The 19,042-nt window shown below is 57.8% G+C and carries 15 protein-coding genes; 6 read left to right on the forward strand and 9 right to left on the reverse strand.

All coding sequences use genetic code 11. The annotated features are described in order from the left end of the window. Window positions 1-114 precede the first annotated feature (114 nt). The gene (locus ACQY4Z_RS04470) at window positions 115-867 is read left to right on the forward strand and encodes a substrate-binding periplasmic protein (RefSeq protein ID WP_428527032.1); all 753 of its coding nucleotides are present in this window, start codon (window positions 115-117) and stop codon (window positions 865-867) included. 72 nt (window positions 868-939) lie between these two features. On the opposite strand, the gene ettA is transcribed toward ACQY4Z_RS04470, so the two are convergent. Together ettA and ACQY4Z_RS04480 are read right to left on the reverse strand one after the other, a co-directional pair. Continuing rightward, window positions 940-2,589, reverse strand: coding sequence for an energy-dependent translational throttle protein EttA (gene ettA / locus ACQY4Z_RS04475; protein ID WP_428527034.1), 1,650 nt, complete (start codon window positions 2,587-2,589; stop codon window positions 940-942). Window positions 2,590-3,727: 1,138 nt separating this feature from the next. Beyond that, a complete protein-coding gene (locus ACQY4Z_RS04480; RefSeq protein ID WP_428527036.1) occupies window positions 3,728-4,939 on the reverse strand; it encodes a sirohydrochlorin chelatase in 1,212 nt (403 codons plus the stop codon). 224 nt (window positions 4,940-5,163) lie between these two features. On the opposite strand from ACQY4Z_RS04480, the gene ACQY4Z_RS04485 reads away from it, so the two are divergent. Then, window positions 5,164-6,120 (forward strand): 2-hydroxyacid dehydrogenase, encoded by a 957-nt coding sequence (locus ACQY4Z_RS04485; RefSeq protein ID WP_428527038.1) that lies wholly within the window; start codon window positions 5,164-5,166, stop codon window positions 6,118-6,120. On the opposite strand, the gene ACQY4Z_RS04490 is transcribed toward ACQY4Z_RS04485, so the two are convergent. Beyond that, window positions 6,117-6,425: an EthD family reductase gene (locus tag ACQY4Z_RS04490; RefSeq protein WP_040453119.1), complete on the reverse strand. Its 309-nt coding sequence runs from the start codon at window positions 6,423-6,425 to the stop codon at window positions 6,117-6,119. The genes ACQY4Z_RS04485 and ACQY4Z_RS04490 overlap by 4 nt on opposite strands. A 368-nt stretch (window positions 6,426-6,793) precedes the next feature. On the opposite strand from ACQY4Z_RS04490, the gene ACQY4Z_RS04495 reads away from it, so the two are divergent. Continuing rightward, window positions 6,794-9,862, forward strand: a complete 3,069-nt coding sequence (locus ACQY4Z_RS04495; protein ID WP_428527040.1) for an EAL domain-containing protein — start codon at window positions 6,794-6,796, stop codon at window positions 9,860-9,862. Window positions 9,863-9,869: 7 nt separating this feature from the next. Here the strand turns inward: ACQY4Z_RS04495 and mnmD are convergent, their stop codons facing one another. Further along, on the reverse strand, window positions 9,870-10,634 hold the full coding sequence (gene mnmD, locus ACQY4Z_RS04500) for a tRNA (5-methylaminomethyl-2-thiouridine)(34)-methyltransferase MnmD (RefSeq protein ID WP_428527042.1): 765 nt from the start codon (window positions 10,632-10,634) through the stop codon (window positions 9,870-9,872). A 74-nt stretch (window positions 10,635-10,708) separates the two neighbouring features. On the opposite strand from mnmD, the gene ACQY4Z_RS04505 reads away from it, so the two are divergent. Next, entirely contained in the window at window positions 10,709-11,875 is a 1,167-nt protein-coding gene (locus ACQY4Z_RS04505; RefSeq protein WP_428527044.1) for an NAD(P)/FAD-dependent oxidoreductase, read from the forward strand. 97 nt (window positions 11,876-11,972) lie between these two features. Here the strand turns inward: ACQY4Z_RS04505 and ACQY4Z_RS04510 are convergent, their stop codons facing one another. Continuing rightward, window positions 11,973-12,161, reverse strand: a complete 189-nt coding sequence (locus ACQY4Z_RS04510; RefSeq protein WP_428527046.1) for a hypothetical protein — start codon at window positions 12,159-12,161, stop codon at window positions 11,973-11,975. Between the two features lie 238 nt (window positions 12,162-12,399). Between ACQY4Z_RS04510 and ACQY4Z_RS04515 the strand changes: the two genes are divergently transcribed. Further along, window positions 12,400-12,876 carry a YbaK/EbsC family protein gene (locus ACQY4Z_RS04515; protein ID WP_428527048.1) on the forward strand — a complete coding sequence of 159 codons (477 nt, stop codon included), beginning with the start codon at window positions 12,400-12,402 and terminating at the stop codon, window positions 12,874-12,876. 220 nt (window positions 12,877-13,096) lie between these two features. Here ACQY4Z_RS04515 and cysN read toward each other — a convergent pair whose 3' ends face one another. Together cysN and cysD are read right to left on the reverse strand one after the other, a co-directional pair. Next, on the reverse strand, window positions 13,097-15,031 hold the full coding sequence (gene cysN, locus ACQY4Z_RS04520) for a sulfate adenylyltransferase subunit CysN (protein WP_428527050.1): 1,935 nt from the start codon (window positions 15,029-15,031) through the stop codon (window positions 13,097-13,099). Further along, window positions 15,031-15,951 carry a sulfate adenylyltransferase subunit CysD gene (cysD, locus tag ACQY4Z_RS04525; protein ID WP_428529712.1) on the reverse strand — a complete coding sequence of 307 codons (921 nt, stop codon included), beginning with the start codon at window positions 15,949-15,951 and terminating at the stop codon, window positions 15,031-15,033. The genes cysN and cysD overlap by 1 nt, the downstream gene beginning before the upstream one ends. A 398-nt stretch (window positions 15,952-16,349) precedes the next feature. Between cysD and ACQY4Z_RS04530 the strand changes: the two genes are divergently transcribed. Beyond that, the gene (locus ACQY4Z_RS04530) at window positions 16,350-16,883 is read left to right on the forward strand and encodes a PilZ domain-containing protein (RefSeq protein WP_428527052.1); all 534 of its coding nucleotides are present in this window, start codon (window positions 16,350-16,352) and stop codon (window positions 16,881-16,883) included. A gap of 39 nt (window positions 16,884-16,922) precedes the next feature. Here ACQY4Z_RS04530 and ACQY4Z_RS04535 read toward each other — a convergent pair whose 3' ends face one another. Next, a complete protein-coding gene (locus ACQY4Z_RS04535; protein WP_428527054.1) occupies window positions 16,923-18,278 on the reverse strand; it encodes a PP2C family protein-serine/threonine phosphatase in 1,356 nt (451 codons plus the stop codon). Window positions 18,279-18,410: 132 nt separating this feature from the next. Beyond that, a complete protein-coding gene (locus ACQY4Z_RS04540) occupies window positions 18,411-18,887 on the reverse strand; it encodes a GNAT family N-acetyltransferase (protein WP_428527056.1) in 477 nt (158 codons plus the stop codon). Window positions 18,888-19,042: the final 155 nt, after the last annotated feature.

The raw sequence follows: 19,042 nt of genomic DNA on the forward strand, positions 1-19,042 counted from the left end.
TGTGGCGATTTCAAAGCCCGCAAGCAAAACACTGCGTCATAATCCTCTTGCAATCGTTCCTTAAGTTTTTGAAACGACCATCGTGTGATCTCGGCACAAGCACGAGGATTATTCGTGAGACAGGTATTGCTTGCAGCCAGTCTTCTACTGACTTCATCTTCGGTGTTTGCCGATGTCCGGTTCGTGCTGGACGAAGCCTACCCGCCCTACATGATGAAATCCGACGGAAAACCTGCAGGTATCCTGACAGATATCATACGTGCCGCAGCAGCGCGCATGGATGCCAACAAATATCTGCGGCTTGAGGCCCTGCCCTGGCCGAGGGCGGTTAAGTTGACCGAAGTCGGCAGGGCACAGGGTCTAGTAGGTGCATATTACCAGCCCGAAGCACGCCCTTGGGTTCAAACCTACTCCGAACCCTTGTTGATAGAGCAGGTCGGCATCTACTGCAGAAAAGGGATCGCAAACCCTGACTGGGCGTACCCGACTGACTACAAGGGTCTGATTTTCGGAAACAATTTCAGCTTTGAAACACCCGGCTACCAGTTTTTTAAAATGGTGGAAGCTGGTGACATCACGCTGGAAGAGGCACTGACAACCGAACAAAACCTGATGAAGGTCAATCTCGGACGGGTTGACTGCTATGTACAAGAACGTCTGGTTGCCGAAAAGGTCATTAGAGACAGCCAGCTGGACAATGTGGACTTCATCGGTATCGCCAGTGAAGAACGATCAATGGTTGCCTATCCAAAAGCCTGGGAAGGCCCGGGAGCGAAGGCTTTCATCGAGGCCTTTGACGCCACCATCATTGAGATGAGACAAGACGGCACAATAGAAAAGATCATTTCCGGTCATACCGGCAGCTGACCGACATGAAAGCACGTAAACAAAAACCCCGGAATATAGTTCCGGGGTTTTTAACTTCATACGGTCACAGCATCAGCGCGTCAGCGGCTTGTACTTGATGCGGCGCGGGTCGGCGGCGTGGGCACCGAGGCGGCGGACCTTGTCCTTCTCGTAGTCTTCGAAGTTGCCTTCGAACCACTCAACATGGCTGTCGCCTTCAAAGGCGAGCATGTGCGTTGCCAGACGGTCGAGGAACATACGATCGTGCGAGATCACGACGGCGCAGCCGGCGTAGTTTTCCAGCGCGTCTTCAAGAGCTGCCAGCGTCTCGGTGTCGAGATCGTTGGTCGGCTCATCGAGCAGGAGAACGTTGGCGCCCTGCTTCAAGACCTTGGCAAGGTGGACGCGGTTGCGCTGACCACCGGAGAGATCACCGACCTTCGCTTGCTGAGCCGGGCCCTTGAAGTTGAAGGACGAGCAGTAGGCGCGAGAGTTGATCTCCTTGCCGTCGAGATAAATGATCTCGTTGCCGTCGGAAATCTCTTCCCAGACGGTCTTGTTCGGGTCCAGCTTGTCGCGGGACTGGTCGACATACCCAAGATGCACGCTCTCACCAACGGTGATCTTGCCGTTGTCCGGGGTTTCCTGACCGGTCAGCATCTTGAACAGGGTCGACTTGCCGGCACCATTCGGACCGATAACGCCGACAATGCCGCCGCGCGGCAGCTTGAAGGACAGATCGTCGATCAGAAGGCGGTCTTCAAAGCCTTTGGAAACGCCATCCAGCTCGATGACGTTGGCGCCAAGGCGCTCGCCGACCGGAATGAGGATCTGCTCGATGGTCGGAAGACGCTCTTCCTGCATCGCGACCAGATCTTCATAGGCCTTGATACGGGCTTTCGATTTGGTCTGGCGGCCTTTCGGGGACATGCCCATCCACTCGCGCTCGCGGTCGATCGCCTTGGAGCGGGCCATGTTTTCACGCCCCTCCTGCTGCATGCGCTTGGCTTTCTTCTCCAGATAAACGGAGTAGTTGCCCTCGTACGGGATGCCCTGACCGCGGTCGAGCTCCAGGATCCAGCCGGTGACGTTGTCGAGGAAGTAGCGGTCGTGGGTGATGATCAGGACGGACCCCTTGAACTCGCGCAAGTGCCGCTCCAGCCAGTGAACGGTTTCCGCGTCCAAGTGGTTGGTCGGCTCGTCGAGCAGCAGAAGGTCCGGCTCGGACAAGAGCAGCTTGCAGAGCGCCACCCGGCGGCGCTCACCACCGGAGAGATTTTCAACGGAAGCGTCGGACGGCGGGCAGCGCAGCGCTTCCATCGCCATTTCCACCTGGCTTTCCAGGTTCCACAGATCCTGCGCGTCGATCTCGTCCTGAAGAGCTGCGCCCTCGTCGGCGGTCTCCTCAGAGTAATTCATCATCAGCTCGTTGTAGCGGTCGAGCTTGGCCTGCTTGTGGGCAACGCCTTCCATGACGTTTTCCAGGACCGTCTTGGTCTCGTCGAGCTTCGGCTCCTGCGGCAGGTAACCGACCTTGGCGCCTTCCGCGGCCCAGGCCTCACCGGAATACTCTGTGTCGAGCCCGGCCATGATCTTCAAAAGCGTCGACTTACCAGCCCCGTTCGGGCCTAAGATACCGATCTTGGCGTCCGGGTAGAACGACAGGTGGATGTTGTCGAGAACTTTCTTGTCGTTGTAGGCCTTGGACAGGCCATGCATGTGATAGATGAACTGGCGCGCCATGGGGCTCGTCGTCTCCGCAGGTTGGAATGTCGGGAATCTTATCTAAAATCTGGCGCTCTTTTACGCCAAAGGGCGCACCGGGGCAATGGGGGGATTTTGGCAATGTGCCGCCCTTCACCGGACAGTTTTCCGCTTGCTCCGACCGTCATCCGCCATTGCCGGGCGTGAGGCGACTGCGCCCGGCTCGATCGCAAGGAAATCCTTGCCGTGAATGTGCCCCAAAAGCACGGCTGATCGGGTGGAAACAGAACGGCATAGATCCCGGCTCAAGGCCGGGGTGACGGTGGTGGCTGCGGCGGCCCTCCGGCCAACGAAAACCGGCTCTGGAAACGAGTGGATCCCCGCGCAGGGCGGGGATGACCGTGGCGGGCTATGGTCGCGGCGGCCCGGAGATTGGGTGGTAGGGGACTGCGACCGCTTTGAACGCGTCTGCCGATTGCCCGGTATTTCCTTGCGTGTCGCCAACCAAATGTTCTGATGTCATCCCCGCCCCTGTGCGGGGATCCACGCTGTCTCTCAGCGACGTCAAGCGCTTACCGTCACGCGCCAACCAACCCTCATCCGCTGCCGTCCCGGACGCAGCAAAAGCGGAGATCCGGGATCAATCATTTGCAGAGCGTTCGTGCGCAGCACACTAGGGGAGCCGCTGGAAGCAGGGAGAGCGGCTCCCGCAAAAAGTGTGAGATGAAGATTATCCGCTAGTTGGAAGTGTGGGCTGGCCCCATCTCGTCTGTTCTTGCTTCCCCTGCCACGGTAATCTCCTCCCGTCGTCATTGCCGGGCCAGACCCGGCACTCCATGCCGAGATCTTGCCCAAAGCATTGCTGATCGAGTGGACGCGAAACGGAATGGATCCTCGGGTCACGCCCGAGGATGACGACGGTGGGTTTGGCACGAATGAAGCCCCGGAATACAGGCCCTGGAAACGAGTGGATCCCCGCAGGACGCGGGGATGGCACTCGTGACAGAGAAGACCTGGCCTCATATGTCATCCCGGACATCCGGAAGGATTATCCGGGATCGGGAAGCCGCTGAAGCCAAAACCGGTATTTCCAGCGCTCCGGTCCCGGATCTGCGCTTTGCTTGTCCGGGACGGCTGGGAAACGTATTGAGGCTGAACCGCGACCGGCGCCCCGCGTTTAGGCGGTTTTGCGCTTTGGGGCGCAGGCGGGGAGTTTCTCGGGGACGGTCGGCGCGATGCCGAGACCTTTGCGCAACTCGCGTTCCTCGTCGATCACCTCTTGCGGGAACTGGCCCATGAAGCAGCAGCAGACGCCCTGATCGATCATGGTGCGCGGGCCGTTCGGGTGGGCAATGTGCTTGTAGACGCCGTGGCTGTGGCCATGGCCGTGATCATGCGAGTGCCCGTGATGGTGGTGATGGCCATGGCCGTGACTGTGATCGTGGTGGTGATGCCCGTGATCATGGCTGTGGTCATGCGCGTGATCATGGCCGTGCGTGTGCCCGCTGCCACCGGCCTCATCGTCCAGCGGATCGCGGTATTCGGCGTGGTGGTGATGCACCTCGACCTCGCCGCGCGCAAGACGCTCCTTGAAGGACGCCATCAGGTCGGTTGTTTCAACGAGGGAGCCTTCGGCGGCTTCCGTGATCCGCTCCACGAAGGTGTCGATCACATGGGCCTGATCGGCCAGGTAGTGCGCCTTGTAGAAGGTGACGTCCGGCTCGGTTTCCGCGACCTTGTCAACATAGTTGTAGATCCGGTCGATCAGGCGGCCTGAGAACAGGAAATACGGCGCAACCACGATCTTCTTGTAGCCGAGCTTCAGGGCCATCTCGAGCCCGCGGCCGACCGACGGGAAGGTGACGCCGGAATAGACGGTCTCCGACCAGCCGAAGCCGAGGTTTTCAGTGACAATCCGGGTCAGACGGGCCGCTTCCGCATTGGCCAGCGTGTCGGAGGTGCCGCGTCCGACAACCACCAGCATGGTGTCGTAGAGATCGCCATCATGGACATGGGTCAGGCCCAACGCTTCAAGGATCCGCGCCTCGAAGGCGGCGATCATCTGCGGATGCAGACCGAGTTCCCGGCCATAGCTGACGGTGAGGCCCGGGTTCTTTTCTTGATAGGTGGTCAGCACCGACGGGATGTCGTTCTTGGCGTGGGTCGCGGCAAACAGCATGCCCGGCACCGCAAGAATATGCGTCACGCCCTGATCGCGCAGGGAATCGAGCCCCATGTGAATGTTCGGCGCGGAATACTCCAGAAAACCGTATTCCACCGGCATATCCGGATAGCGGTCCCGCAAGCCCTTGGCGAGGAGTGCAAATTCTTCTTCGGCAATTTTGGCGCGGCTGCCGTGCCCGCAAATCATGATGCCCGTTTTTGACATATGCGGCCTCTCCTTGTTGCGCTGTAGATAGCGCCTAAACCGGCCAGGTGAATGCAGAAAATGGTTTGGCGGCAATTTGCCCAAAGTTGTGTCGAAATGCCGAAGTTTTCCGGTCAAAAAACGAAGACCAAGGGGCGGCGTCCGGCCTAAACCGGCCTCGACGGCGCAGGAGAATTCTTCTAACAAGAACCGCTCAATGCCCCTGCCCTAATCCGGATCACATCATGACCAAGCCCGACATCCTGATGCCTTACCGCCTGCTTCCGATCGCAGAAGAAGAGCTTCAAAAGCGCTTTACCGTTCACAAGCTCCATGAAGCGGAGGACCGGGGGAAGGTTCTGGCCGAGGTCGGTCCAAAAGTGCGCGGAGTTGCGCTTGGCTTCGGGCCGTTCAATCAGGCGCTTCTGGATCAGCTGCCGAACCTGGAAATCGTTGCAGGCTTTGGCGTTGGCTATGACCACATCGATGTGCCTGCGTGCCTTGCGGCCAAGGTCATGGTCACACACACCCCGGATGTCTTGAATGAAGAGGTCGCGGATACCGCCATCGGCCTGATGATCATGGCAATCCGTGAACTCGGCCAGGCCGAACAGTGGGTGCGCGATGGGCATTGGGCAGCGAAAAAGCCGTATCCCACCACCGCAGCAACCTTGCGCGGCCGCACGCTCGGCATCTTCGGGCTCGGCCGGATCGGCAAGGCGATTGCCAAACGGGCCGAAGCCTTCGGACTTGAGGTCCATTATCACGGCCGCACAAAACAGGACGGCGTATCTTATCCGTATCACCCAACGCTGACCGGCCTTGCCGAGGCCTGCGACACGCTGATGGTGGTCGCGCCGGGTGGCCCTTCGACCCATCACGCGGTCAATGCCGAAGTGCTCAACGCCCTTGGTCCGGACGGGGTTGTGATCAATGTCGGCCGCGGGTCGGTGATTGACGAGGCCGCGCTCATCACAGCGCTGGAAGACGGCACGATCTACGGTGCCGGGCTCGATGTCTTTGAAGATGAACCGAACGTGCCGGAGGCCTTGCTCGCGCTGCCGAAAGTGACCGTGCTGCCGCATGTGGGCTCGGCCAGCCAGGCAACCCGCAATGCAATGGCGATGCTGGTTGCCGACAACATCAAGAGCTGGTTCGAAACCGGGGCAGCAATCACACCGGTTCCGGAAATGGGAACTTAGCCGATCACTTCACCGATCAGCAATTGCGGCCGGGTGTTTGTATAGTTCGGGATGTCCGCCGTCACCGGCCCTGCCGCTGCGAGGGCGGCCTCCAGTTGGCCTTTGGTCTCGAACACCATGGTCGCGACCGCATAAAACTCCGGCGGTGCATCCGGTCCGCCAGCCATGCCTTTTGTGGCCTGAACCTGGCTGGCGTGCGGGCCCATGTGCTCGGCCACAAGCGCCATGTGCTTTTCAGCATAATACCCATAATCGAATGTCGTATCCGGGCGGACCGGATAAAGAACCTGAAGTGAAAACGCCATAAAAACCTCCCTGGCCGCTGTGCCGTTCAAAACTGTCATCGGCAGTGACACCTGCCAACTCGGGAGTGTTCAGAATGGCAACGAACAATCCGCGAGAAAGCTTACCGGCCGCCCCGGCAGCAGACAATCCTAAATACTGATAAAAATACGAATATATCAGAGCAATTCTGCAACGTTTTTTGATCGTATTTCTACATATGTGCGAGTATTTTATCCGAATATTCACTTGTTCAAATATAGCCTTTGCAGACGTTTGAACATGGATCGCTTGTTTGCTTCAAACATGTTGATCCATGGGACAGAATGCCAGCAAGTATTTCTGGCTGCGGCCTTCGGGCGACGGGTGCAACGGTGGGGCAATCGAACATATGAGAGTGCTGTTCTTTCTCTTGGCATTTGCCTGCGCTCTGGTGTTTTCAACTGTTACGGAAGCTGCGCCTCCGGGCAAAGGCCATCTCGGTGCGCAGACAACCAGCACCGAAATTATTGCAGCCGTCCCGGCCAATTGGCCACCACACTACAGCCTGGACGAAGATGGCAACCCGACCGGGTTTGCAATCGACGTTTTGAACCATCTCGCCCAAGAGCTGGACCTTAGGGTTCAATACAAGGTTGCTCCGAGTTTTGTTGACGCGATCAAAATGCTGGAGGACGGCGAAGCCGACCTTATTCCAAATAGCGGGATTGTGTCCGAGCGGAAAGCCAACAACTTGTTCACCCCTCCCGTCGAAACCTTCCAGATTGTTGTGTTCGTCCGCGAGGGAAGTGTCGCCCCAACGCTCATCAGCGCCCTGCATCACAAGAAGGTCGGCGTTGTCGAACGGAATGCCGGCCTGTTCATCTTGCGCAATCGCACAGATGTTGATCTTGAGATTTATCCAACCGCTGAGCAGGCTCTGTTTGGGCTTCTTTCCGGAGCTGTCGATGCCGTTGTCTACCCCGACACGGTGTTTCAAGCGCTTGCCCGTAATATTGGCGTTGAAGACCAAATCCGCATCACCGGTTCGGCCATGAAGGAAATTCCGCGCGGACTGCGTTTTCGAAAGGACCGATCCGATCTGCAAGCTTTGTTCAGTGCAGCGGTCACCGCATTCGTCAACTCACCGGAATACAAGACTATCTATAAACGCTGGTATGGTGCCCCCGAGCCGTTTTGGACCTCAACACGCGTGTTTGAAGGCATGCTTGTCATTGTGGCCATTCTGGTCGGCGCTTTCGTCATCTGGCGCTATGTCATGGTGAGCAGCTTCAACACCCGGCTCCGCCTTTCAAAACTTCAGCTCATCAATCTGAACGAAACACTTGAGACACGGGTCCGCAACCGGACGCGTGAGCTGTCAGAAGAGGTCGAAGAGCGCAAACGCAGCCAACGGGATCTGGAGCAGTTCTTCAATCAGTCACAGTCCTTAAATCTCATCCTGGATTTTGATGGCACCATCCTGCGCCTCAATGATTCCTGGGAAGACTTTCTGGGTTACACCCTTCAAGAGTTCTGTGAACGCCCCTTTATCGAGTTTGTACATCCGGAGGACCGGGCAACCACCGAGGAAACCTTTGCAGCCCTTGTTGCAGGAGAGGGAATCGACAGGTTTGAAAACAGATATGTCTGTGCCTCCGGCGAGGCGAAACACTTGCGTTGGTCCGCGCGGTCAGATGTCGACCGCCAGCTGGTTTATGCCGTCGCGCAAAATATGACAGACCAGAAACATGCGGAGAACGCCCTCAAGCTGAGCGCTCAGGTGTTCACACACTCAGATGAAGGCATCATCATCACCGATACGAAAGGCACGATTGTTGATGTCAATGAGGCCTTTTCCGAGATAACGGGTTACGACCGCGATGAGATCATCGGAAGAAACCCGAACTTCCTGAGCTCGGGAAAACACGATGCCGGCTTCTACAAAGACTTGTGGGCCACGCTTAGAAAGGATGGCGTCTGGCAAGGCGAGATTTGGAACAAACGGAAGAACGGTGATGTTTATGCCGAACGGCTGACCATCAGCGCCATTGAAGACGAAGCTGGCGTGCCCACCAACTACGTCGGCCTGTTCGTCGATATTACCAAAATGAAGGCTCATGAGCGGCAGCTGGAGCATTTGGCCCGATACGATCGCCTGACGGGCCTACCCAACCGTGTGCTTCTTGCAGACAACATGCAGCAGGCCATGGCGCGCGCGCGCCGGCATGGGCATACGCTTGCAATCGCCTTCATTGATCTTGACGGCTTCAAGGCCGTCAACGACACTTATGGCCACGCTGCCGGCGACGAGTTGCTTGTCTCGGTCGCCCACCGTCTCACCAAAGTGCTGCGCACGGAAGATACCCTTGCACGCATCGGGGGCGACGAATTTGTTGCCATCATCACCGATCTGCCAGATGAGAAGAGCTGCGTCAGCACGCTGAACCGGATCCTTGAAGCTGCGTCCAAGGAGTTCAAGCTCGGCGCGGCAACAGCATCGGTTTCTGCCAGCATTGGCGTCACCTTCTACCCGCAAACGGAAGAGATTGACGGTGACCAGCTGGAACGTCAGGCCGATCAGGCGATGTATGAGGCCAAGATCGCCGGCAGAAATCAGTACAAGTTCTTCGACCCGGAACAGGACCGCAGGCTGACAGAGTATTATGCTCAGGTGGCGGATGCCAAAAAGGCCCTAAAAACGGATGCTTTCCGCCTGCACTATCAACCCAAAATCCGGCTCGCCACGAAAGAAGTCATTGGCTACGAAGCGCTGATACGCTGGCAACATCCCGAAAAGGGTCTTTTGATGCCAGGCGCGTTCCTGCCGCCAATCGAACGGCACCCTGATGTGGCCATCGAACTTGGCAACTGGGTGTTGGACAATGCCCTTGAACAGATTGAGCGGTGGAATGAGGTAGGCCTCGACACGACCGTCAGCGTCAATGTCAGTGCTCTCCAACTCACATCCGATGATTTTGAGGAAACCTTGAAAAGCCATCTGGCGGCCCATCCAAAAGTTGAACCGCAACAGTTGGAAATAGAACTGCTCGAAACCGATGCCCTCAGCGATATTGACCGAGTTTCCGAAATCATTCGGAATTGCCGTTTATCTGCTGTCGGATTTGCGCTGGATGATTTTGGTACCGGCTATTCGTCCCTTGCATACCTGAAGAAACTGCCGGTCGACACCTTGAAGATCGATCAAGGTTTCGTGCATGATAGTCTAAACAATGCGCAGGACCAGGAACTACTCAAACTCATCATCTCGCTGGGCAGGGTGTATCAATTGGACGTCCTTGCCGAGGGCGTGGAAACCTTGGCGCATGCGGAACTTCTGCAGAGTTTTGGATGCAAATTCGCGCAGGGTTATGCTTTTGCGCGTCCGATGCCGGCAGACGATGTTTTGGACTGGCACCGCAACTGGGTTGAGCACCGGTTGACACAATCTGCCATGCCGCGCGCCCTGACCGGCAGCTGAGGCCGGTTCATCCCAAAAATGCCGCCTTCCGGCCAATCACCATTTCGCGCTTGCCGGCATAGCCCTTGAGCTTTTCAATGTCGAAACCCGCCCCTTGCAGGTTCCGCCGCACCCATCCGGCTGATGTATAAGTCGCGAGCGTTCCGTTTTCAGCCGTCAAATCAGCTGCAGCCTTCAGAAGCTCTTCGTCCCAGAGTTCCGGGTTCTTTGCGGGACTGAACCCATCCAAAAACCAGGCATCGATTTTCAAGGCACCTATGCCGGTGTGTTCCAGCACTTCGGGCACGTTATGAAGATCCCCAATCAACACCCGCGCATCTCCCACGCCAAGCGCCAACCTCACTCGCCCCAGCTCCAGGATGTTCCAGCCGGGCTGCGGAGACCAAACAGCGGTCAGTTTTTCTGCCCAATCGGTCAACTCGGGGAACGCGTTTAGCGCCCTGCTGAGCTGCTCGCTGGTCAGGGGATGAAGTTCAAACGAGATGAACGTCAGCTCCGGCGGACTTGCGACACTCTCCAGCGCTTGAACCGCCGCCAGCAAGTTAAGGCCGGTGCCAAAACCGAACTCGGCAATTGTGAAGCTCTCGCGCCCCTCAAAACGCTCTGGCAGGCCATTGCCGGACAGGAACACGTGCCGGGTTTCCGCAAGCCCGCCGGCTTTTGAGAAATAGGTATCCCCAAACCCTTCGGCCCGCGGCACGTCCCCATCCAGCCACTCCAGATCCGGCGGGCCAAACGCCGCAGCGGTTTTTCTTTGCTCTTCGTCCGTCACGCCACTAAACCAAGCCTCTAATTGTCAGCTCCTCATACGGGAGCCCAGAGAGCCGATCAAGCGCGGGGACCAACGTGGCAAGCACTTCTGAGCGATATGACTTGGCAATTGCCGGTGCCGGTATTTTCGGCCTGTCGATAGCCTATGCAGGGCTCAAGGCTGGATTGAAGGTTGCTGTCGTGGAAACCCGTCATGTTGGCGCGGGGGCCAGCGGCGGATTGCTTGGCGCATTGATGCCGCACATGCCAGCCCGCTGGAACCCGAAGAAAGAGTTCCAGTTTCAGGCGCTCTCAAGCCTTTCCGGCCATATCGCAGAACTGGAACAGCTCTCTAGCGTCACCTGCGGCTACAAGCGCCTGGGCCGGATCCTGCCGCTGACAACACAGGACAAACTGGACCACCATCTGGAGCGCGCCGAGGAGAGCAAGCAGCGCTGGCATCCGGAGGAAACCGGTTTTTCCTATGTTGTTGAACCGCAGGGCAGCCGTTCGAATTGGCTGAGCGCGGACGCAGCCCCTCACGGTATCGTCTTTGAAACGCTGGCAGCCCGGGTTGCTCCACGGCTTTACTTAAAAGCATTGGCAAGTTTCGTGGTCAAACAGGGCCTCTTGTTGGAAGAAACAGGGGTCACCGGGTTCGATGAGGCAAAGGATGCGGTTCATCTAAGCGATGGGCAGACGATCAATGCGACGAATTTCGTCATTGCGGGAGGGCATGGTGCTTTTGATCTCATCGAAACCCTCACAGGTGAGGCAATCGGACGAGGGGAAAAGGGACAGGCCCTCTTGATGGACGGCCGCGGCCTGGAAAACCGGCCGGCCATCTATTGCGACGGGCTCTATGTGGTTCCGCATGACGATGGCACCCTCGCAATTGGCAGCACGTCAGATCGGACTGCGCAGGATACCGAGGTCGACCCGGATCGCTCCGCCGATCTGATCCGGCGGGCCACCGCCTTCTGTCCGTCTTTGAACGGGCGCGAGGTGCTGACCGAATGGGCCGGCATCCGGCCACGATGCAACAAGCGCGACCCGTTGGTCGGCGCCCTGCCCGGCCGGGAGCGGACTTTTGCGGCTACAGGTGGCTTCAAGATTTCCTATGGAATAGCGCACTTGATCGCCGAAGGGCTGATTGCCGAGATTTCCGGGAACTCGCCCCGAATCCCGTTGCCGGAGACGTTCCGCCCGGATCATCATTTTGGCTTGAACCGGCTGGATGCGGACCTGGCTGTCCGCCGATAAAAAAGCTCGGAAAGTCGAGATTACACTGGCGACACGCCACACAGCAGACCGTTGTCTGTCCAAAAATATTTAGCGATGCCGCCGTCCAGCGCTGCGGTTAGAAAAAAATCGAGGCTGCACCGTAAAGAACGGCACCAGAGAGGGCGATCGAGCCCCAAAAGAGACCGTTCTTGACAACAAGAAAGCCGATGCTGTCCGGCACGCTGGCTAGATTAGGCCCGCGTTCGGCGCCTGGACCTTGTCGGCGGCTACGCTCGTCAGTTGCAGCAGGCATGGCTTTTGCCATTTGCTTATCCTATTTGTTCAGAGTCATCCGGCACTTAATAGCCACGGGATAACAACCACCAGTCACGATAACCTTCTTCCCACAGGACGCTGTCCAAATTATGGAAACATAGTGAACGTTTTGTTTACAATCTCCACAAGATTGGAAGCTTTACACACAGACAATGTAGGACTGATGTCAACATTGGAAAGTTTTGATCTTCGTTTGTATTTTCGCACCTTCTTGAGAAAGGCTTCGCATGTCGCTTGAATCTGTCCGTGCCCATTTGGCTGAGGCCGCCCCGGATCTTGAGGTTTTGGTCACGGAGGACAGCAGCGCGACAGTTGATCTGGCGGCAGCTGCGCATGACGTAGAGCCGGGTCAGATCGCAAAAACGCTCTCGTTCAGGGTCAAGGATGAGGTGTTCTTGCTGGTTGCCCGCGGCGATGCGCGGCTGGACAACAAGAAAGCCAAGGCGGCCTTCGGCGGCAAGGCGAAAATGCTCGGTGCCGAGGACGTGGTCGCACTCACCAGCCACCCGGTCGGCGGGGTCTGCCCGTTCGGCCTGCCCTCCCCGCTGAAGGTTTACTGCGATGTCTCTCTGAAGGCTTATGACATTGTCATTCCGGCCGCAGGCGCGACCAATGCGGCCGTCCGCATCGCACCGGACCGGATGGCGGAGATCACCGGCGCCGAATGGGTGGACGTGTGTCAGCCGCCTGTGGCCATCGGATAATTTCAATTAAAATGCAGGTCCCGGCTTGATGGCCGTCGGCAGATTTTAATTGAATTGCAGGTCCCGGCACGGTGGCCGGGACTGCTGAGTTCTTTACTGTGGGGAGGTTGGTCCCGGATCACGTCCGGGACGGCATTAAATAAAGCGCTGTATTTCTCCGCGCCGCCCCGGACGTGATCCGGGGCCTATGGTGATGGACAGAACAGTGAGCAAGACCCCTCTAAATCCCGTCACCGTCCATACCGAGAACACTCAGGAACCCGCGCGCGCGCAAGTACGCAACGATCTCATCCGCCACCTCTTCCGGCGGACGGCCAACGTTGTGGATACGGAGCTCCGGGTTTTCCGGGGCTTCATAGGGGCTGTCGATGCCGGTGAAGTTCTTGATCTCGCCGCGTTCCGCCTTGGCATAAAGCCCCTTTGGATCGCGCTTCTTGCATTCCTCGATCGGCGTGTCGACAAATACCTCGATGAACTCGCCCTCGCCCATCAGGTCCCGTGCCATCTGCCGCTCGGAGCGGAACGGCGAGATGAAGGACACCAGCGTGATCAGCCCGGCGTCGGCCATGAGCTTGGCCACCTCGCCCACCCGGCGGATGTTCTCCACCCGGTCGGCATCGGTAAAGCCGAGATCCCGGTTGAGCCCGTGACGCACGTTGTCGCCGTCGAGCGTGTAGGTGTGCCGGCCTTCCGCATGCAGGCGCTTTTCAACCAGTGAGGCAATGGTCGACTTGCCCGAACCGGAGAGCCCGGTGAACCACAACACCGCGGGCTGCTGGCCCATCTTGTCGGCCCGCGCCTTGCGGTCGACATCGAGCGCCTGCCAGTGGATGTTGGTTGCCCGGCGCAGCGCGAACCACACCATGCCCGCCCCAACCGTCTGGTTGGTCATCCGGTCGATCAGGATGAACGACCCGGTCGTCCGGTTGGCCTCGTAGGGGTCAAAGGCAACATCAGAGGAGAGGCTCAAGTTGCAGAAGGCAATCTCATTCAGATCCAGCGTTTTGCCGGCCACATGCTCGAACGTGTTGACGTTGATCTTGTGCTTGATCTCCGTGACCGTCGCGTTGACCGTCTTCGCACCGATCTTCAGGAGATACGAGCGGCCCGGCAGCAGCGCGTCATCCGACATCCAGATGAGGTGCGCCGCCATCTGGTCCGCCACATCCGGACGGGCAGACGGTGCGCTGAGAAGATCGCCGCGCGAGATATCGATCTCGTCCTGAAGGGTCAGTGTGACGGCTTCGCCCGCGCGCGCCTCGTCCACCTCACCGGCCGGCGCGATGATCTGCTTGACCCGGCTGGTTTTTGCGGGGCCTGCCACGACGATTTCGTCCCCGACGGCGACCCGGCCGCTGGCGATCGTTCCCGAATACCCCCGGAAGTCGAGGTTCGGCCGGTTCACCCATTGCACGGGGAAGCGGAACGGAGCGTCCAGCTCGTGCTCGCCGACCTCGATCGTCTCCAGATGCTCCAGAAGCGTTGGACCGGTGAACCAGTCCATGTTGTCGCCCCTGGCGGTGACATTGTCACCAAAGCGGGCGGACATCGGGATCGCCACGAGGCTTTCGAAGTCAAAGCCGCTGGCAAACGTTTCGAAGTCCGTCCGGATTTCGTCAAAGCGGTCTTGCGAAAAATCCACGAGATCGATCTTGTTCACCGCCAGCACCACATGGCGGATGCCGAGCAGCGAGGCAATGAAGGCGTGCCTGCGGGTCTGCACCTGCAGGCCATGGCGGGCATCCACCAGCAGAACGGCCAGATCGGCGGTCGAGGCGCCCGTTGCCATGTTGCGGGTGTATTGCTCGTGGCCCGGTGTGTCGGCGACGATGAACTTGCGCTTGTCGGTGGCAAAGAAGCGGTAGGCCACATCAATCGTGATGCCCTGCTCGCGTTCTGCTTCCAGCCCGTCGACCAGAAGCGCCAGATCAATGTCCTCGCCGACCGTGCCGTGTTTCTTCGAGTCCCGCTCAAGGGCTGCCAGCTGATCCTCGAAGATCAGCTTGGTGTCGTAGAGCAGGCGGCCGATGAGCGTCGATTTGCCGTCATCCACCGAACCGCAGGTTAGGAACCGCAGCTGGTCCTTTTGCTCCTGGGCAGCCACATAGGCGGCAACAGCTTCGGAACTGGTCAGGGTGTCTTCAAGAACGCTCATCAGAAATACCCCTCACGCTTTTTCTTTTCCATGGAGGCGCTTTCGTCCTTATCGATCAGGCGGCCCTGGCGCTCGGACGTGCGGGCAATCAGCATTTCCTTGACGATGTCGGGCAAGGTCGTGGCATCCGATTCGATCGCGCCCGTCAGTGGGTAACAACCGAGGGTGCGGAAGCGGATCATCTTTTCCTGAACAACCTCGCCAGGCTGCAAGGTCATCCGCTCATCGTCGACCATGATCAGCATGCCGTCGCGTTCAACGACTGGGCGCTTGGCGGCCAGGTAGAGCGGCACCATCGGGATGTTTTCCGTCAGGATGTATTGCCAGATGTCGAGCTCGGTCCAGTTGGAGAGCGGAAAGGCGCGAATGCTCTCGCCCTTGGCAACCCGGGCATTGTACAAGTTCCAGAGTTCCGGCCGCTGGTTCTTCGGGTCCCAGCCGTGGGAGGAATTGCGGAAGGAGAACACTCGTTCCTTGGCACGGGACTTTTCCTCATCGCGCCGCGCACCGCCAAAGGCTGCGTCAAATCCATATTTGTCGAGTGCCTGTTTGAGCGCCTCGGTCTTCATGATGTGCGTGTGCACCGACGAGCCGTGATCGAACGGGTTGATGCCCTTCTCAACGCCTTCCTGGTTCGTGTGCACCAGAAGCTCCAGACCGAGCTGCTTGGCTGTCTCATCCCGGAAGGTGATCATGTCGCGGAACTTCCAGGTGGTGTCCACGTGAAGCAGCGGAAACGGCGGTTTCGACGGATAAAACGCCTTCATCGCCAAGTGCAGCATGACGCCACTGTCCTTGCCGATGGAATAGAGCATTACCGGGTTGGAAAACTCCGCCGCAACCTCCCGGATGATGTGGATGCTTTCCGCTTCCAACCGCCGCAAATTGCTCAGGCGGTCTGGCGTCAGATCTGCCGACATTATGTTCATAACCGTTGTTTTCCCAAAACCGGTTTACCGTGACTCTGTCTGATGGCTCAGTCCAGACGATTTTCCGGACATGCCATTAAACTGACCGACACGCGAAATTGAGTGGATCAATCCTCCATTTCGGACATGCTCAACCCTGCAAGCCGTGTCAGGCAACTCATTGAAACTTTTCGATTCATGCCCGTTCGCGATGCGTAAGAGATAGAGAATAGGCAGTAATCAATTCAAGGAATGGCATTCCACGATTCCGGCAAATGATAAAATCTGTCTCTTTTTTCAGCGGTGCCGCTCCAGCGGATTTCAGCGGCTTCAGTGCAATCCTCTTGGCAGCATTCGGCTGATTCACCGATTGGAAAGCTTTCATTAATAGTATGTCCGGCGATGTGCATATGATCCTTGTAGTACCGGTTCAAACAGTCATGTCCGAAGACAAACAGGAACAGGCGCCAGTGAGCGGCCAGGAAACCCGGACGGCAGAAGACCGCCCGCGGCGAACCCGTGTCTTGAAAAAAGGCAAGATCATATTCCAGGGCGGCCTGAGGTCTTTCCCCTGCATCGTGCGCAATCTCTCCGATGGCGGAGCGATGCTGCAGTTCGAGACCGCCTTTATGGCGCCGCCACAATTCGAGCTGCAGATTGATCTGGAGAACTTCGAAGTCACTTGCGAAAAGCGCTGGGAAGACGGGCTGAAGATGGGTGTTCAGTTCATCAGCGAAAAACGCATTGTCGGCGCACAGCGGGCCCAATCTCTCAAAACTTCAGAAGAAGCGCTAAAGTCCGAAATTGATCTCCTGCACGACAGCCCGGACAATTTCTTCACCCGTCAGCATATGATGGATGATGCCAAACGCGCCCAGCAGCAGCCCGTCCGGCGCGCGCGTCCGGCTGGCTCCGGCAAACCGGCCTTCGGCAAGCGGCGCTGACCGGAGCGCAAGCAGTCGCTCGCGCTCCCCACTTAACGATCACCCAGGTTCAGATCCTTGAAAGATCATCGCGAGACAGGTGATGTCGTCGGATTGGGCTGCCTCAGCGGCAAATTTTGAAACTTCCGCGTTTAGCGTCTCGATCCAACCTGTTGCGCTCGCGTTTTTTGAGGTCTCAAGAAGGCGCTTCAACCGGTCGTGACCGTATAGCTCACCGTTCGGATCGAGGGCTTCCGTTACACCGTCGGTCACCAGCAGCACACCATCGCCGGGCGCGATCTGGCGCGTTCGGGTTGGATAGTCCGTATTTTCAAAAACACCCGCGATCGGTCCGAGGCTTTCGACCCGCTCACAGTTACCGCAATTGCCGAGCCAATAAACGTCTTCGTGTCCGGCGCTGGAATAGGAAAGTGTGCCGGTTTCCAGATCAAGGCATCCGTAAAACAGTGTCACGAACATGCATTCCGGATTGTCGTCGGCAAGCACATCATTCAAGCGACTGATCACGGCGCCTGGTGGATGCCCTTCCCGGGCAAGCGTTTTCAGGATCATCCGCGAGACGCTCATGAACATGGCAGCCGGCATGCCCTTCCCGCAGACATCGCCAATGGCAAAGCCAAGTTTGCCGTCTCCGACCATGAAGTAGTCATAAAAGTCCCCGCCAACGTCTTTTGCCGGGATCATGGATGCGGCGATGTCGAATGTTTCTCCAAATGCGCCCGGATCGATGCCGGACGGCAGGAAGGAGCCCTGCACCTTGGCCGCAATGCGCATTTCTTCGCGCTGCGTGCTTTTTTCCCGGATCTCGCCCGCCATCTTTTCGAAGACATGGGCGAACTGCCCGAACCGGCCTGCCTCCGCTTTCAGGGTTTCCAGCATGCCGGGTTGAAACGCGTCGTTGCTGAGCGCTTCTGCGGCCTGGGTCAAGGTCGCTATAGCACCGTTCATCCCCTGAAGGCGGCTTCCAAGAGCGCCGATGATGGTCAAGATGGCGTCCGGATGATCAATCAGCAGCCCCCGGACGACGTCCCTGTCCAATCTCAAAAGCTGCGCCGCACTGCGTGTACGGACAGTCGCGGTCCGGGGTTTGCGGGCGAAGACGGAAATCTCACCAACCATGTCCGGTGCATTCAGCACCGCCAAGGTGACATCACCATGTGGCGTGGCGACATCAACTGACAGCTCGCCGGAAACCAGAAGATAGGCAAAATTTCCTGGATCACCCTGCCGAAACAGGACCTTATCAGTGGCAACATCTTCGATGGGACATGCCGCAGCAATGTTTTGCAGGTGCCGCTCTTCCATGGAAGCAAAGATGTCGTGCGTCTTTAAAAGCGCGACCAACGTTTCAAGGTCAGCACTTGCGCTTGAGAACCGTTCACCGGACGGATCCATTAGATGCCTTTCAGGTTGTTGCTTAAGCCCACGTTGCTTTTGAGTTGAACCATTCCGAAGGCAAGAGCACAAGGGGTAACTCACATGCCGCCCGCCCCCGGAAACAGGCCACTAGCGCAAACGTCAGGCGCTTTAGTCTGTCGCCAATTTGTATTTGCCGAAGATCTCGCCGCCATAGTCGACATCGCCGATGAAACGTGCCCCCATTCGCTTGAGAGCCCCCAGTTTCTTTCGGGACGGCGGCAAAAGAAAGGTCACAAACGGGATCCGGTCATCTGCCCGAGCGAAGGCAAGTGCCTTTCGGGTAATGGAGATCCCGAGGCCGAAGCAGTCGGGCTTTAAAACAAGACCGAAGTCCCACTCGTCTCCCTCTTTCTGAAAGCCGCCCCAGCCGGCATATCGGCCATGATCGAGAAATGCCCAATGCCCCAGCCCATCGCGCTGCCAGCACGCTTCTTTGGCTGCGATGAACTGAGCAGCCGTATCGTCATCCCACGCCTTTGTCAGAAGCGGCATATGCGCTGCAAGACGCGGGTCGTTCATATGCGCGGTCAACTCCGCAAGCGAAATTGATGTCAGGCGCACAAAGCTGATTTTGGCGGGAGACATTGTATGCCGTGTTCCATGGTTCTCTTGGTCGTTCTTGGGGGTTAGATCGAGATAACCTCATGCCGGGTCAAGGCCGGCGGGCTCCAAAGCGATCAACTGTGCGTGTGCCTGCTTTGCACCCTTACAAGTATCGCTGTTTTGGCAAGAGCTCCACC

It is taken from the genome of Roseibium sp., from assembly GCF_965276855.1.
Lineage (GTDB): Bacteria > Pseudomonadota > Alphaproteobacteria > Rhizobiales > Stappiaceae > Roseibium.

Excerpts from the sequence above, each read along its gene's own strand:
- ettA (WP_428527034.1), bottom strand. The coding sequence starts at position 2,589 with ATGGCGCGCCAGTTCATCTATCACATGCATGGCCTGTCCAAGGCCTAC.
- ACQY4Z_RS04480 (WP_428527036.1), bottom strand. The coding sequence starts at position 4,939 with ATGTCAAAAACGGGCATCATGATTTGCGGGCACGGCAGCCGCGCCAAA.
- ACQY4Z_RS04485 (WP_428527038.1), top strand. The coding sequence starts at position 5,164 with ATGACCAAGCCCGACATCCTGATGCCTTACCGCCTGCTTCCGATCGCA.
- ACQY4Z_RS04490 (WP_040453119.1), bottom strand. The coding sequence starts at position 6,425 with ATGGCGTTTTCACTTCAGGTTCTTTATCCGGTCCGCCCGGATACGACA.
- ACQY4Z_RS04495 (WP_428527040.1), top strand. The coding sequence starts at position 6,794 with ATGAGAGTGCTGTTCTTTCTCTTGGCATTTGCCTGCGCTCTGGTGTTT.
- ACQY4Z_RS04510 (WP_428527046.1), bottom strand. The coding sequence starts at position 12,161 with ATGGCAAAAGCCATGCCTGCTGCAACTGACGAGCGTAGCCGCCGACAA.
- ACQY4Z_RS04515 (WP_428527048.1), top strand. The coding sequence starts at position 12,400 with ATGTCGCTTGAATCTGTCCGTGCCCATTTGGCTGAGGCCGCCCCGGAT.
- cysN (WP_428527050.1), bottom strand. The coding sequence starts at position 15,031 with ATGAGCGTTCTTGAAGACACCCTGACCAGTTCCGAAGCTGTTGCCGCC.
- cysD (WP_428529712.1), bottom strand. The coding sequence starts at position 15,951 with ATGTCGGCAGATCTGACGCCAGACCGCCTGAGCAATTTGCGGCGGTTG.
- ACQY4Z_RS04530 (WP_428527052.1), top strand. The coding sequence starts at position 16,350 with ATGATCCTTGTAGTACCGGTTCAAACAGTCATGTCCGAAGACAAACAG.
- ACQY4Z_RS04535 (WP_428527054.1), bottom strand. The coding sequence starts at position 18,278 with ATGGATCCGTCCGGTGAACGGTTCTCAAGCGCAAGTGCTGACCTTGAA.
- ACQY4Z_RS04540 (WP_428527056.1), bottom strand. The coding sequence starts at position 18,887 with ATGTCTCCCGCCAAAATCAGCTTTGTGCGCCTGACATCAATTTCGCTT.